The sequence below is a fragment of the Bacillus sp. FSL L8-0199 genome (assembly GCF_038005705.1).
Taxonomy (GTDB): Bacteria; Bacillota; Bacilli; order Bacillales; family Bacillaceae_G; genus Bacillus_A; species Bacillus_A cereus.
This window is the reverse complement of the sequence record NZ_JBBOTS010000001.1, coordinates 2,611,091-2,625,032: the sequence shown is the minus strand read 5'-3', so window position 1 is coordinate 2,625,032 and position 13,942 is coordinate 2,611,091. Positions and strand designations below refer to the sequence as shown.

Sequence of the window (13,942 nt, the reverse complement as noted above, 5' to 3'; positions counted from 1 at the left end):
AGTTAATTGACAAAAGTTAAAGTTAGTTTACGACCCATTGTTCATAACGTAAATTTACCAACTGTATTGAAAACAACGATACTTCCAGGTGAATCGACCGAAAGACTATTTATCGCAACTCAATTAGGAGAGATTTTTTACATAGGGGACGGAGTTATAAAGACATTTTTAGATATTCGTCACCTAATTATTAAATTAGGTACATTTGAAGAAGGTGTTTCTAGTAGCGGTTATGATGAACGCGGATTGCTAGGACTTGCGTTCCATCCACAATTTTATCAAAATGGGTTATTTTATCTTCATTATTCAGTAGCCGGAACTCAAGGACCAGGTGCACTTTCTGAACAATTTAAACCGAATCCTTGTGACCCTAAAACGTTAAATTTAAAGTGGGTTAATAGAAATACGCAATATGATCACATTGATACAGTGGAAGAATGGACTTTACAATCTAATGGTCAAGCTCAAAAGCGACGAACATTACTGAATGTAAGAAGACCATTTTTTAATCATAACGGAGTCAATAGTTTAAACTTTTCACCTGAGACTGGAAAACTTGTTTTTACAAATGGAGATGGTGGATCAGGTTATGATCCATTTAATTTAAGCCAAGATGATTTAGAAATAGCAGGAAAAATAATTGAAATCGATGTAAGTAAAAATACATTTATAAATAACCCTCCTGTAGTTACACGCTTTAATGAACTTCCTTTATCTATACAAGAAACACTTACAGTAATTGCAAAAGGAGTACGTAATATAACCGGCATTTCATTTCAAAGGTTTTATAATCAATATATCAAATACGCCGGAAATGTCGGACAAGATATTGTAGAGTCTATTTTTTCATTTGTTCAATATAAACCTATACCGGTAACAGAACTTGTTCAAATGCATTTTATGAGGTTAACTACCAATCAAGATGGGTTTATCAATTTTGGGTGGCGAGGATGGGAAGGGGATTTACCTACTTCTTTTATACGACATTGTTCTGAGAATCAGACTTTGGATGAGAGAACGATGGTTTATTATGATGAAACAATACAAACTTCAGTGAAGCGTATTCTGCCTCTACTTAGTTATTTTCATAAAGATTCTAGAACAGATAAGTTTGGAGGAACTTCACTTACAGGAGTTCAGCCATATATGGGAAATGCAATTCCAAATTTAACAGGTAGCGTTGTTTTTACTGACCTTGCCAAGAAAGGAGAATCCCAGTCTCCAATTAAGGGTGTTTTAGCCTATACTAGAGCAGGTACAGACGGTAAACATGCTGACTTTTATGCTATTGAAACCAATTATGATTTTGGTACGCAAGCAGCTTATTATATGAGTTTAGGAACAAATTCGAATCAAACTAAATTATATTTAGGAGTTTACAGTTCTATGAAAGTAACTGATTTTAACAAAGGTACCATTTTTGAAATTATTCCTTGATACGATATACACTCGCAGTTTAATAATCCAAGGAATTCATTTTGTTTCAACACGCACAATTTATCCCCCTAAAAGTCTTTTATTATATAGTAATTCATAACAAATAGAAAGCAACTCATAAACCATAAGTGTATGAATAATATAGAAAGTAATGAATGTGGTATCTTTAGGGGGTATTTTAATGAATTGGTTTGTACGTTATTGGTATCAACTGATGATAGAACATGATACGAGCTTTGTTCATAAAAGAAAATTGTCCCTTGCGAATAAGTTAGTACTTACAGCTTTGATGAGTGCATTGGCCACCATGTTTCAAGCAGCTGGGAACTTAGTTCCTGGTATAGGTTTGCTCATTAGTCCATTTTCGACATTACCGATTTTTTTTGCTATTTTCTATTCTATTCGTGAGGGAATACTTTCTTATATTCTTACTATTTTTCTATTATTTATTATTGAGCCCAGTGAACTAATTGTCTTTCCTTTTACTACAGGCTTATTAGGTCTAGCCTTAGGAGTATCCTTTTTAAAATTAAAGAGGAGAATATGGATTGTTTCTTTTTCAGCAACTTGTCTACTTATAGGTATTATGATCGTTCTCGATGTTTTCCACTTTCCGGTACTTGGTCCTGCTGTTCATACAACTATGGATATAAAAATTATTTTATCAATATTTATAATGAGCTTTCTATACTGTTGGATTTATGCAGGTTTTTGCAGAATAATGATGAATAGATTATATAAAGTGTTGTATTGACAATGGCATAATGAGGATTGGAGATTGAATTCATGACTAACGTTGCAGTTAGACGACCGAATTTGAATGATGTAGATGAACTATATTTATTTTTCCGTATAGTTATTACAAATACATACAAAAATGAAGGACTGTCACAATTATTGGATGACATAGAAAATGAAATTAACTCAAAAAAGCAGTATTTGAAAAGTGATTTTGATAGTAACGGAGAAAGTCGTTACTTTTTATTAGCAATTGATACAAGTAACAATAAAATCATTGGAACAATCGAAATCGGTCCAGCAAGTACATTAATTAATAGTTGTACAGGTGGTGTACTTAAAAATTTGTATGAAATAGGAACTGTATTCATACTTCCGGAGTATCAAAGAAAGGGAATAGGGAGTTTATTACTACATACAATGTTTCTTACATTACTTAGCAGAGGGATAACAGAATATTGTTTAGATAGTGGATATAAAAATGCGCAAAGTATATGGACGAAAAAGTTTGGAAAACCTAACTATGTATTGAAAGATTACTGGGGAGAATCCAGTGATCATATGATTTGGAAGAAAAGTTTACATGATACACCTATAATATTTGAATTATAAAATGAAATATGCCTCTGAACATAGCTTTTCTTACTTATGTATGCTATTATTTATCTTTATAATAAAAGAGGACGTGAATGAACTTGATTAAAATTAATATTCCTGAAGCTGATGTTTCAATTACTGAACGTAAACAAGTTATTAAAGGAGACGAGCCAATCATTACTCCAATTAATGGATTTATCGATTTCCACTTGTTCCCTAGAGATAAAGGCGGCATTTTTATGTTTTACAATATTAATGACGAACTTCTTTTCGTAGGTAAAGCTCGTAAAATTAGACAACGTATTAAGAAGCATTTTGAAGATAATGTTTCACCAATTAAAAATCACCGTGATGAAGTATACCGCATTGATGCATGTATCGTAGAAGATCCAACAGAAAGAGAAATTTACGAAACATATATCATTAATGAATACAAAGCGAAATATAACGTTGATAAAGTATTCTACAAATAATCAACATTAATAAAAAACAATCCTAGCTAATATGCAAGGATTGTTTTTTATTTAGATTTATTCTTCATATCTTTCTCCTTTTTTCAAATGATTAGCAGCAACAAAACAGATTACACCTATAAATATAAGTACAATACCAACCGTTTTATGTTTTCCCTCAAAGAAAGGAATATCTGAAATAACATTTGTCATACATAGTCCTAAAAATACAAGGATAGGGCCCACCCAAAGTAATACATTACCGAATTTTGTGTGCTTCCACATAATAACCCTCCTTACCCCTCTTTACATATATATCCATAAATAAAAAGTAAATTCATAGAGAAATATAGTTTTTTTCATATCGAAAATTTAACCCTCATATATTGGTACAAGCAAAAGAGAAAGGAGACCATCATGAATTGGTTAGAAGCTTTCATACTAGGTATAATTCAAGGTTTAACAGAATTTTTACCAATCAGTAGTACCGGACATCTTTATTTAGGAAGGCATTTGTTCCGATTAGATGAGGCTGGCTTATTTTTAGATACGATGCTGCATATTGGGACTTTACTTGCGGTTTTTATTTATTACAAAAAAGAATTTATATATTTAATTAAAAACCCATTTTCAAAGCTCATGTTATTACTTATCGTTGGGACAATACCCGCAGTTGTAATTGGTTTATTGTTTAAAGACTTCTTTGAAGATATTTCAAAAACAGGAATCACGATCGGTTGGGAGTTTTTAGTGACCGGATTCTTTCTCTACATGGCAGATAAACAAAAGAATGGTCGTAAAAAAATGGATGACATAACATATAAAGACGCATTAATTATCGGTTCATTTCAAGCTGCTGCTATTTTTCCAGCCATTTCCCGTTCTGGAATGACAATTGTCGCTGCATTATGGAGAAAATTAGACCGTGAAACTGCTGCTTACTTTTCTTTTTTACTATCGACACCAGCCATCGTTGGAGCTATCATTTTGCAATTTGTAGACGTTTTTCAAGGGAAAGCAGAATCTATTTCTAGCACATCTTTAATTGTCGGAACGTTATCAGCAGCGTTTTTTGGATACATAGCCGTTTCATGGATGATTCAATATTTAAAACGTCACTCCTTAAAAGTATTCGCGTATTACGTATGGGGATTAGGTATTTTAATTTTAATGTTGCAATTTACTGATGTATTTTAAGTATAATGATAAAGAAGTTAATTAGTTTAAGATCCTGTTTCATTCATACAAGGCAGGATCTCTTTTTATTAAGGGGGAAAATATGTTTAATAAGGCTATCGTTATTGGTGGAAGTATGGCAGGAAAGTTTGCAGCAAAAGCATTATCAACTTCTTTTAAAGAAGTAATCATTATAGAAGCTGGTGAAAGATGGGATGGAAAGTCTTCGAGAAAAAGAGTTCCACAAAGTAATCATCCTCACGTGTTATTAAAAGGTGGAGAAAACGCAATTGAAGAATTGTTTCCTAATATTACGAACGAATTAATAGAAGCGGGTAGTATTATAAACAACTTTACGCGTGATTTGAAATGGCATCAATTCGGTCTATGGAAACAACCGTTCATAGGGGAAGTACATATGATTCAACAAAGTCGTCCTTTGCTAGAATGGCATATTCAAAAACGAATACATCAAATTTCAAATATTACTATTAAATATGAAACATTGGTTAAAGGGGTATTGGTAGATGCAAAGCTTAACAAAGTGTGTGGAGTAAAAGTTAAATATTTAGAGACAAACACACAAGAAGAAGTTCATGCGGATCTTGTAGTTGATGCGAGTGGATTTGGCTCGAAAAGTATAGAGTGGCTACGAGAATACGAAATTAAAGTACAAGAAGAGAAAGTTCGTATTGATTTATTTTACGCAACGAAAATGTTCAAACTTAAAGAAAATGAGGAGTTAGACTGTTGTAATATGCTAATGTCTCCTAGTTTCCCTGATAACCCTTATGGCGTTCTTATTCAAACGATAGAAGATAATCGTTATTTTGTTACTTTTAGTGGATACGCAAATGAGAAAGCACCACAAACAGATGATGAGTTTTATGATTTTGCTGAAAATCTATCAATTTCTAATGTTACAGACTTCTTAAATAAGGCTGAGGGAATTACTGATATAAAGACATACAAAATTCCTTATCAAGTACGCCGGCGATTTGATTTAGTGAATAATGTACCAGAAGGATTATTAGTTGTTGGAGATGCGCAATGTCGTTTTGATCCCGTTTTCGGCCAAGGCGTATCAGTTGCTGCTATGGAGGCTCACCAATTGCAATTACTTTTGCAAGATAGAAAACAACTTGATAAAACATTTACACAACAATTTTATAAAAAGGCAGCTACTATAATAGAAACCCCTTGGGATATGACAACAACAGAAATATCACGTCACCCGCAACTAAAGAGAGAATTAACTACAAAACAAAAATTTCAACTATGGTATACGAAGCAAATATATCGACTATCCGTAAGTAATTCTGATGTTTATATTCGGTTAGTACGAGTGATGAATTTAATTCGTAGTCCATTTCATCTCTTTCATCCGAAAGTGCTACTATCTGTATTACTTAATCGAAAGAAATAGCAGGAATATAATTGATTAAAAAAGAATGTATAACAGTTAGTAAATCAAGAAGGAGAATACGGAATGGAAATATACATAGAGCAACTAAAGAAACAAGATGCTAAGGATTTATTTACGTTTGAACTTACAAATAAATCTTTTTTTGAAACAATGGTACCAAATCGTGGCTCGAAATATTTTGAATTTGAATATTTCCAAAAACTACTAGACGATTTATTAATAGAACAGGCAGATGGAGATTCTTATTTTTATTTAATTCGTAATGAAGAAAAAGAAATTGTAGGGCGAATCAATTTAGTAGATATAGATACGGAAACTCGAATTAGTTCGCTCGGGTATCGTGTCGGAGAAAAATTTACTAAAAAAGGAGTTGCAACAGCAGCCGTAAAATTAATTTTAGATGTAGCGAAAAATAATGAAATTACTGAAGTTTATGCTAAAACAACGACTAATAATCTCGCATCACAAATTGTACTAGAAAAAAGCGGATTTTCTTCTTATCAAAACGAATCAGATATAACATCTGTAGAATTAAATGGAGAACATGTGAAGTTTGTGCACTATATTTGGAGAAATACTTCACACTTATAATAAGGAGGACTTATTCATGAATGATTTACGTTATCCAATTGGCCAATTTACATACAAACGTCCTATAACTGAAGAAATGATTGATACATGGATTCAAGAAATTGAAGATTTACCTAATGAACTAACAAGGGCAATTAAAGATTTAGATCAGAAGCAGTTAGATACACCATATCGCGTTGGAGGTTGGACTGTACGTCAAGTAGTTCATCACGTCGTTGATAGCCATATGAATAGCTACATACGCTTTAAATTAGCACTGACAGAAAAGAATCCAACTATTAAGCCGTATAAAGAAGAGAAGTGGGCAGAGTTACCTGATTCAAAATTACCGGTAGATGTTTCACTAGTAATGCTAGATTCATTACATAAAAGATGGGTTAATCTTTTATATTCTCTAGAAATTGAAGATTTAGAAAAGACATTTAACCATCCTGAAACTGGTGAAACAAAACTTGCTGTTGCAATAGGACTATACGCATGGCATGGTCGTCACCATACAGCTCATATTACTTCTTTAAGAAAGCGTCTAAATTGGTAACATGGAGATTATATTAGAGAAGGCGACAGAAACTGATGCAGAAGTTATATTTCAAATGCAAATAGACTCATTTAGCTCTTTATTACATAAATATAAAGACTATGAAACAAATCCAGCAAATGAATCTATTGAAAAAACTATTTTTAGAATAAATAATCCCAGCAGTAATTTTTATAAGATGATAATAGATTCGAAACTTGTTGGAGCGATATGTATATCCCAAAAAGAACTACCTTATAAATTTTGGATTAGTCCAATGTTTATTCATCCAATCTATCAAGGGAAAGGAATTGCTCAGAAGGTACTTATTTTAATCGAAGAAATGTTTCCAGAAGCACGAAGTTTTGAACTTGCTACGATTTTAGAAGAAGAAAGAAATTGTTTTCTATACGAGAAAATGGGGTATAAAAGAACAGAAGTAATAAAGAAATTAAATGATAAAACTACACTTGTTTATTACAAAAAAGAAAGGTAAAGCATTTAAAATACGCTTTACCTTTTTATGTTATTTTAGATTAAATATACAAAAATAATGTATGTTCTTCCAAAATACTCGGGTTAGTAATTTTGAAAATGAATAAAGATACAAAAACCACTACTTTGTCGTAAAGGTTACTAGCGCTTTTTGAATGCTTAAAATACTATCGTCACCTTTAAATTCTTTCGTAATTGGTTCCTCCATACTAGACACCCAAATTTTAAGTTCTGCATCTAAATCAAAATGCCCAGCCGTTTCGATGCTATATTGTGTAATACTTTTATAAGGAATAGAATGGTATTCTGTTTTTTTGCCAGTTACTCCTTGTTTATCTACTAATATAAGACGACGATTTGTAAATACGATTAGATCACAAATTAATTTATAAGCATGCTCTACTTTTTCATCGTCTAGCATAATCTTCTCTAAATCACGTTCTACACTTTCAGAACTCGTATTTGATGCATTTCCTAAAATACCGCTAAATAAACCCATATTAAATTCCTCCTTTAATATATGTGGAATGAATTACTTATATTGTAACATGTTACTCACAAAGATATTATCACATTACTTTAGTAGTTTCTGGTTATTGTTGTAATTAGTTTATATAACCTCATCTTAAAATCTTATGATAATATGAAATTAAGAAAAAAGAAGCAGAGGGATATAGAATGAAGAATATCGGTTTAGTATTAGAGGGCGGAGGAATGAAAGGTTTATATACTGCAGGTGTACTCGAATATTTCATGGAAAAGAACTTATTCTTTCCGTATGTAGTCGGCGTATCAGCTGGAGCCTGTATGGGAGCAACCTATTTGTCGCGTCAACAAGGGAGAAATAAGAAAGTAAATACAGAGCTAGTATCAGATTACAGGTATATATCTTATCGAAATTTAATTCGAAAACGTGAATTATTTGGAATGGACTTTTTATTTGATGAAGTACCTAATAAAATTGTTCCATTTGATTTTCAAACTTTCTTAAACTGTAATGAACAATTTGTTATAGGGACGACTGATTGCGAATCAGGACAAGCTGTTTATTATAATAAAAAAGAACATGGAAATGATATTTTAAAAATCATCCGTGCATCCAGCTCTGTGCCGTTTATAGCACCTGCTGTAGAATATAATAATCGAAAATTACTAGATGGAGGAATTATAGATCCTATACCAGTTTTAAAAGCTCAAACTGATGGTTATGAAAAGAACGTTGTAATTATGACAAAGCCAGAAGGATACGAGAAGCAGCGAAATAAATTTTCTGGTCTAGCTAAAATTCTATATAGAAAATATCCGAAAATCGCAGAGAATTTAGTAGACCATTATCGTTTTTATAACGAGACGATATCTTATATGAATCAAGAAGAACAAAAAGATAATTTTTATGTAATTCAACCAAGTGTACAGCTTCCTATAAGCGGAATAGAAAGAAATAAGGAAAAGCTCGTTAATTTATATAATCTTGGGTATATCGATGCTCAATATCATTATGAAAACTTATTAAATTGGCTAGAGAAATAAAGGGGGGTAGGTAAAAAGGTTATTTTTAATGAATTGCAGAACATGCCTAGTCCACTGTATAAACCGTTTCCGAATTGTGACATTCGAAAAATAAGAAAAGATTTTAATAATACGTTTACAGAAGATGATTGTATAAGCGCTGATTTAAATTATTATTGGATGCATACAGCAGGTACTTTAAGTTACGTGCTTAATAATAATGAACAGGAGATTATGAATTATCCCATTTTATATAGAGATTTCATAAATTATGAAAAGACCCGTAAGCTATTACTTTATTATCTTACTGAATAAAAATTAAAACGTACAAGTGATGCTGCTTGTACGTTTTTTGTTCATAAAATATACAATATTAACACCTTGTCCATGTAGGTATTTTAACGAGAAAAAAGAAGTACATATAGAATATGTAAGAGGGAGGAGATAGAAGCTTGTTAGCTGTTTTCCTTTCAATTCATGTCCAACTCAAATATTTCGAGTAAAATTCGCTTCTAAATGGTATTATCAAATATCAAGAAAACTAATTTAGAAACGAAGAAGGGACAGGTTTAATATGGAAAACGTATCAAATGTAGATAAAGTAGAATCTATACAGTCTTTACAGTCAACAATCCGTAAACTTGAAAATGCACTATCTCAGATGACTCAAAAAGGTGCAAATACTACATTAGTGAAAAAAAGACTCAAAGCAGCTAGTATCGGCTTAGCTATGTTAGAAAGTATTTGGAATCAAGAAACCCATCATTACACCCAAGAGGATTTAGCAGACGCTCGAAATGTTCTAATTGGTTTGTTGCCATCAATTGAAAAGATTTATGTTAAGTCAAAGCTTGGGAGTCCTCAAAGAACACTGTTAGAAAGAAGAATAAAATCATTGGAACTTTCTATTCAAGCAATTGATCATCTTTCTAATCAATAACTTCTCTAAACACATAACTTACGACTACTTTTATATAGGGATTCTAATGAAAAAACTACATATAGAATACTACAAAGGAGAAAGAGAGGTGATGGAGAAGGTACCAATAAAGCGTCTGTGTTAAAAATAGGTATGGACGTGCAGTATAGCAGTCGTTTTCCTTCAAATGATTATCCATCCGGAAAGATTGAAACATATTCTTTTTATAGTTCGATTTTAAATAACACACGTAAAATTCATATTTATACGCCTCATGATTATTCTCACACTTCACATCTTCAAGAACTTCTCATTGTATTTGATGAGAATTCATTCATTCATTCATAACCTTCCAATCGCAAAAACACTTAATTATTTAATTTACAAAAATGAAATCCCATCTTGTATTGCTGTTGCTATAGATCCTGTCGATCGATTAGAAGAGCTAACTTATAATGATAAAATGAATGCATTTTTCAAGGAGGAATTACTTCCGTGGATTCAGGCGAAGTATCGTGTGCATCAAGAAGCAAAACATACAACAATTGCTGGTTTCAGTCTTGGTGGCTTAGCAGCTTTTTATGCAACACTTCAAAATCCACATGTTTTCGGAAATGTGTTGTCAATGTCTGGATCCGTACATTGGAAAAAAGATGATTATGAAAATGCAATTCCTTGGATTGAAAATCAAATTTAATCAATAGATTCTAATGCGACTCATCTCTATTCTTACATAGCAGTAGGAGAACTTGAAAACAAACCTCTTTTAACGGCTAATAGACGTCTGTATAAAGCTTTAAAAGAAAAGGAATACCAAATTACTTATGAAGAGTTTCAAGGCGGTCATGATAGCGTGTGGTGGCGAGAAAAGCTATTCGAAGGATTAAGGGCATTGGAATTTACAAAAACGACACTAAAAAATAAAAAGGAGAGAGAAGCTATGAATCAAGAAGAACTAGATAAAAAACTAAAAAAACAAGAGATTTTAGTAAAAGATGAGAAAGTTTGGTCGTATACGTACGAGGATCATATTAGTTCTATCGTTAAACAAGCAGAACAGAAAGGAGCTTTTGATAATTTACCTGGTAAAGGTAAACCTCTTAATCTCGATAAAGATCTTTCTTACAATCCTGAAAAACAACTTTATAGAACTTTAGCAAATAATCATGTTTTGCCTAGGTGGATTGAGCTTTCAAAAGAAATTGACGATTTAAAAGAAAGACTAAAAGAAAATACAAATACGGCAGAAGCAGCGGATTTAATTCGAACTATTAATAAAAAGGTTTTAGAGCATAATTTACTTTGTCCGCCAAGCGCGCAAAAAATGAGGGTGAAAATGGATTTTTAACGATTTTCAATTAAGCTATCGCTTACTATATAATTAAGTTAGGCATTTTCAATTCATTACTAATGGGAGGCAAATGTGATGAAGAATACGTATCAACTTCAAATTCCGAAAGAACTAGAACAGTATCGTAGTATTTTAGAAAAAAGTGTGAAACCGTATATTAAAGTGTCTGGAACGCAAGCAGAGACAACGCTTTTTGAAAGTAAATTTGGTGGATATCCGTATTTACCTATAGATCAAGAGCATCCTAAAGACTCAAACGGACAACCTATGATGCTACTTGCGCAGTTAAACCTTGAAGAAATACCTAACATTGAACATATGCCTCAACATGGAATGTTACAGTTTTTCATAAGTGCTGAAGAAGATCTTTTTGGAGCAGATTTTGATCATCCCACAAGCCAAAAAGACTTTCGAATTGTTTATCATTCTACAATCACAGCGGATTTAACTAAGGTGATTACTGATTTTAGTTATTTAAACACTTTAGATTTAGAGAATTTTATCATACCCGAAGCAGCAAAACTAAAGTTTGAGTTGGCATATCAGCCAGTAACACCAAGAGATTATCGATTTGAAATGATTTTTAGTGATAAAATTGATTGGGAAGAAATTGTTGATGAAGAAAATAATACAGAATTAGGCGAACTGTATGATGATTTATGTAAAGATCAAGGGCATAAAATTGGTGGTTATCCATTTTTCACACAGACAGATCCGAGAGAATGGGAAGAAAAATACCAGCAACATGACATATTATTGCTGCAAATTGATACAGACGATTCATTAAATATTATGTGGGGCGATTCTGGGGTTGCTAATTTCTTTATACGTAAGGAAGAGCTGTTAAATCTAGATTTTTCCAATGTCATTTACAATTGGGATTGTTACTAGAAGATATAAATAAAATAATAGCAAATAAAAAATCTTCCTGAAGGTGAGGAGGATTTTTTTATTTTAAAAATAAGTGTTATGTTAACTAGAATAAAAAAACAATGAGTGTAATGAAAGTCAAGCATAAATAGCAACAAATAATCTAAAGTTATAAAACGTGTGTAAATAGCAACAAATTCATAAAGTAAAACATAAAATGAATATAATAATTTATATTTTGTATAGCAATAATTTTTCTGTATAAAAAATTTCTTATCGAATCAAAAATGTTTTTGATTCGATAATTCTTAAGCGATTATTGATTAAGATTTGCTGTGATTGAATTTATAACAAATAAAAACGATAAAAACTGAAGAAATTTGTTTATATAAGATTTCATGTGAATCTCACTAAAAATCTCTGTTTCGTCTCATTAAGTATAGTTTACTTGGGTTTTGATACCCGATATCGCTTTGTTTCTATAACTGCCTATAATATATATTATGTCTACTAGTAAAAAATAATAAACTTATTATAAGTTAGCTTAGTTTGGTATACTTCCCTTTTCTTTATTTATTAGTGAATAGTTCGTTGATGCTGGATTAGTATAAATAATAATTAATAAAACATAATAAAAAGCAACTTGTTTAAATTTAATAATTAAACAAGTTGCTTTGAAATTGACTAAACTATATTTATAATTTGTTTGCTTTAGGAATTACTTTGATTTTAATTAATAATTCATCGTGAATTTTAATTTTATAATTGAACTTGTTTGTGAATTATTCGATCATCATTACAATTATTCTTTTTCTTGAAAAATATTGTATTTACGCTTTAAATGCAAACCTTTATTTTTATAAATCCACTGTGAAAATTTATTAACATTATTTTTACCACTTAGGTAAATACGATATTGTTTTTCTTTGTCAACAAAACTTAATTGGAATTTATTATTCTCAAGGATATCTTTAAAAGAATTCATAAAATTATATGATCCTCCAACAAAGCTAACAAAGTATTTATGAGAATTAACATGACCATCCCCATCGAAATACCCACGAACAAAGTGATGCAAATATTCTTCTGGTACAAAAGGAAATTCGATGTTAAATGATTTACACGGCCTGATTCCATGTATGTTCATAAGATCGTCTTTTATTGTTTTGCTATTAATATTTAGCATATATACACCTGTTTTTTTGTTTTGGTATAGCGGCTGATTTGTTTTTAGTTCTTTTTTTATATCTTCTAAAATATAACTTTCTTTTTGTGATATACTGACGCATTGATTTTCTTTTTGTATAACGCCGTCAGCTGCTATAAATCCTAAAATATAAGCCATATTATTTGACCACGTTTTAAAATAATTTTCTGTTATGTCATACTTTCTCTTCCAGCTCCCTATAGCGCGCCTTGGAACGTTGCTGTCTGATAGAACCATACGAATATATCTTGCAGACACATTAGCAAGCATGGCGATTTCTGAAGTACTTTCCCCTTCTGCATACATATGAATGATTTCAGCTTTTGATAGTTTACATTTTGATTTCTTTTTTCGCTCTATTTGCACTTACATCCTCTCCTTCCTTTTAATAATTTGAGACTTATCTTCTTCTATAACATATAACGAAACATACGTTCTTTGTTGCTTATAAGAAGAAATTTACTAAATTAAAACATTTTACATCTACTTAATATTGATTTTATCTGCTGCTACATGGTTTTTATTTTGCATATAAGAATAATGAATTTAACAAATTTATGAAATGTACTGCATTTAAGGTGAAAGGTAAAATGATTTCGTTTAAACTACAAATAGCTACAATAACAACATACGTATATTGTTAATCGTAAAAAGGAG

17 protein-coding genes and 1 pseudogene are annotated in these 13,942 nt (G+C 31.3%); 15 read left to right on the top strand and 3 right to left on the bottom strand.

The features are described from left to right. Positions 1-6 precede the first annotated feature (6 nt). The 4 genes from NST86_RS13615 (at position 7) to NST86_RS13600 (ending at position 3,245) form a co-directional block, all read left to right on the top strand. A complete protein-coding gene (locus tag NST86_RS13615; RefSeq protein ID WP_086423218.1) occupies positions 7-1,437 on the top strand; it encodes a PQQ-dependent sugar dehydrogenase in 1,431 nt (476 codons plus the stop codon). Positions 1,438-1,618: 181 nt separating this feature from the next. Continuing rightward, a complete protein-coding gene (locus NST86_RS13610; protein ID WP_001103993.1) occupies positions 1,619-2,191 on the top strand; it encodes a hypothetical protein in 573 nt (190 codons plus the stop codon). Between the two features lie 32 nt (positions 2,192-2,223). Next, positions 2,224-2,787, top strand: coding sequence for a GNAT family N-acetyltransferase (locus NST86_RS13605; protein ID WP_000185963.1), 564 nt, complete (start codon positions 2,224-2,226; stop codon positions 2,785-2,787). A 77-nt stretch (positions 2,788-2,864) separates the two neighbouring features. Further along, the gene (locus NST86_RS13600; protein ID WP_001048941.1) at positions 2,865-3,245 is read left to right on the top strand and encodes a nucleotide excision repair endonuclease; all 381 of its coding nucleotides are present in this window, start codon (positions 2,865-2,867) and stop codon (positions 3,243-3,245) included. 57 nt (positions 3,246-3,302) lie between these two features. Here NST86_RS13600 and NST86_RS13595 read toward each other — a convergent pair whose 3' ends face one another. After that, entirely contained in the window at positions 3,303-3,509 is a 207-nt protein-coding gene (locus NST86_RS13595; protein WP_000265477.1) for a hypothetical protein, read from the bottom strand. Between the two features lie 132 nt (positions 3,510-3,641). Between NST86_RS13595 and NST86_RS13590 the strand changes: the two genes are divergently transcribed. From NST86_RS13590 to NST86_RS13570, 5 genes are all read left to right on the top strand, one after another. Continuing rightward, entirely contained in the window at positions 3,642-4,421 is a 780-nt protein-coding gene (locus NST86_RS13590; RefSeq protein ID WP_001104298.1) for an undecaprenyl-diphosphate phosphatase, read from the top strand. An 82-nt stretch (positions 4,422-4,503) separates the two neighbouring features. Further along, on the top strand, positions 4,504-5,826 hold the full coding sequence (locus tag NST86_RS13585) for an FAD-dependent oxidoreductase (RefSeq protein ID WP_000482054.1): 1,323 nt from the start codon (positions 4,504-4,506) through the stop codon (positions 5,824-5,826). A gap of 63 nt (positions 5,827-5,889) precedes the next feature. Further along, positions 5,890-6,417 carry a GNAT family N-acetyltransferase gene (locus NST86_RS13580; protein WP_000409244.1) on the top strand — a complete coding sequence of 176 codons (528 nt, stop codon included), beginning with the start codon at positions 5,890-5,892 and terminating at the stop codon, positions 6,415-6,417. A 16-nt stretch (positions 6,418-6,433) separates the two neighbouring features. Continuing rightward, complete coding sequence (locus tag NST86_RS13575) at positions 6,434-6,955, top strand: YfiT family bacillithiol transferase (protein WP_000999082.1); 522 nt, start codon at positions 6,434-6,436, stop codon at positions 6,953-6,955. A gap of 1 nt (position 6,956) precedes the next feature. Further along, positions 6,957-7,430: a GNAT family N-acetyltransferase gene (locus tag NST86_RS13570; protein WP_000402627.1), complete on the top strand. Its 474-nt coding sequence runs from the start codon at positions 6,957-6,959 to the stop codon at positions 7,428-7,430. A gap of 120 nt (positions 7,431-7,550) precedes the next feature. Here the strand turns inward: NST86_RS13570 and NST86_RS13565 are convergent, their stop codons facing one another. Further along, complete coding sequence (locus NST86_RS13565; protein WP_086423219.1) at positions 7,551-7,928, bottom strand: PH domain-containing protein; 378 nt, start codon at positions 7,926-7,928, stop codon at positions 7,551-7,553. Between the two features lie 179 nt (positions 7,929-8,107). On the opposite strand from NST86_RS13565, the gene NST86_RS13560 reads away from it, so the two are divergent. The 6 genes and pseudogenes from NST86_RS13560 to NST86_RS13535 all read left to right on the top strand — a co-directional run bounded on the left by NST86_RS13560 (position 8,108) and on the right by NST86_RS13535 (position 12,099). After that, on the top strand, positions 8,108-8,959 hold the full coding sequence (locus NST86_RS13560; RefSeq protein WP_000789288.1) for a patatin-like phospholipase family protein: 852 nt from the start codon (positions 8,108-8,110) through the stop codon (positions 8,957-8,959). Positions 8,960-9,001: 42 nt separating this feature from the next. Continuing rightward, entirely contained in the window at positions 9,002-9,253 is a 252-nt protein-coding gene (locus tag NST86_RS13555; protein ID WP_001999909.1) for a YxiJ family protein, read from the top strand. A 259-nt stretch (positions 9,254-9,512) separates the two neighbouring features. Next, entirely contained in the window at positions 9,513-9,878 is a 366-nt protein-coding gene (locus NST86_RS13550) for a hypothetical protein (protein WP_000432685.1), read from the top strand. A 90-nt stretch (positions 9,879-9,968) separates the two neighbouring features. After that, a pseudogene (locus tag NST86_RS13545) lies at positions 9,969-10,773 on the top strand (alpha/beta hydrolase); the annotation flags it as partial. A 24-nt stretch (positions 10,774-10,797) separates the two neighbouring features. Further along, positions 10,798-11,205 (top strand): DnaJ family domain-containing protein, encoded by a 408-nt coding sequence (locus NST86_RS13540; RefSeq protein WP_016118025.1) that lies wholly within the window; start codon positions 10,798-10,800, stop codon positions 11,203-11,205. Positions 11,206-11,283: 78 nt separating this feature from the next. Beyond that, on the top strand, positions 11,284-12,099 hold the full coding sequence (locus NST86_RS13535) for a YwqG family protein (RefSeq protein WP_000799812.1): 816 nt from the start codon (positions 11,284-11,286) through the stop codon (positions 12,097-12,099). Between the two features lie 781 nt (positions 12,100-12,880). On the opposite strand, the gene NST86_RS13530 is transcribed toward NST86_RS13535, so the two are convergent. Beyond that, complete coding sequence (locus tag NST86_RS13530) at positions 12,881-13,651, bottom strand: LAGLIDADG family homing endonuclease (protein WP_086423221.1); 771 nt, start codon at positions 13,649-13,651, stop codon at positions 12,881-12,883. Positions 13,652-13,942 lie beyond the last annotated feature (291 nt).

What these genes read in the sequence shown, in the direction of transcription:
- NST86_RS13610 (WP_001103993.1), top strand. Translation starts at nt 1,619, where the DNA reads ATGAATTGGTTTGTACGTTATTGGTATCAACTGATGATAGAACATGAT.
- NST86_RS13605 (WP_000185963.1), top strand. Translation starts at nt 2,224, where the DNA reads ATGACTAACGTTGCAGTTAGACGACCGAATTTGAATGATGTAGATGAA.
- NST86_RS13600 (WP_001048941.1), top strand. Translation starts at nt 2,865, where the DNA reads ATGAACTTGATTAAAATTAATATTCCTGAAGCTGATGTTTCAATTACT.
- NST86_RS13595 (WP_000265477.1), bottom strand. Translation starts at nt 3,509, where the DNA reads ATGTGGAAGCACACAAAATTCGGTAATGTATTACTTTGGGTGGGCCCT.
- NST86_RS13590 (WP_001104298.1), top strand. Translation starts at nt 3,642, where the DNA reads ATGAATTGGTTAGAAGCTTTCATACTAGGTATAATTCAAGGTTTAACA.
- NST86_RS13585 (WP_000482054.1), top strand. Translation starts at nt 4,504, where the DNA reads ATGTTTAATAAGGCTATCGTTATTGGTGGAAGTATGGCAGGAAAGTTT.
- NST86_RS13580 (WP_000409244.1), top strand. Translation starts at nt 5,890, where the DNA reads ATGGAAATATACATAGAGCAACTAAAGAAACAAGATGCTAAGGATTTA.
- NST86_RS13575 (WP_000999082.1), top strand. Translation starts at nt 6,434, where the DNA reads ATGAATGATTTACGTTATCCAATTGGCCAATTTACATACAAACGTCCT.
- NST86_RS13570 (WP_000402627.1), top strand. Translation starts at nt 6,957, where the DNA reads ATGGAGATTATATTAGAGAAGGCGACAGAAACTGATGCAGAAGTTATA.
- NST86_RS13565 (WP_086423219.1), bottom strand. Translation starts at nt 7,928, where the DNA reads ATGGGTTTATTTAGCGGTATTTTAGGAAATGCATCAAATACGAGTTCT.
- NST86_RS13560 (WP_000789288.1), top strand. Translation starts at nt 8,108, where the DNA reads ATGAAGAATATCGGTTTAGTATTAGAGGGCGGAGGAATGAAAGGTTTA.
- NST86_RS13555 (WP_001999909.1), top strand. Translation starts at nt 9,002, where the DNA reads ATGCCTAGTCCACTGTATAAACCGTTTCCGAATTGTGACATTCGAAAA.
- NST86_RS13550 (WP_000432685.1), top strand. Translation starts at nt 9,513, where the DNA reads ATGGAAAACGTATCAAATGTAGATAAAGTAGAATCTATACAGTCTTTA.
- NST86_RS13540 (WP_016118025.1), top strand. Translation starts at nt 10,798, where the DNA reads ATGAATCAAGAAGAACTAGATAAAAAACTAAAAAAACAAGAGATTTTA.
- NST86_RS13535 (WP_000799812.1), top strand. Translation starts at nt 11,284, where the DNA reads ATGAAGAATACGTATCAACTTCAAATTCCGAAAGAACTAGAACAGTAT.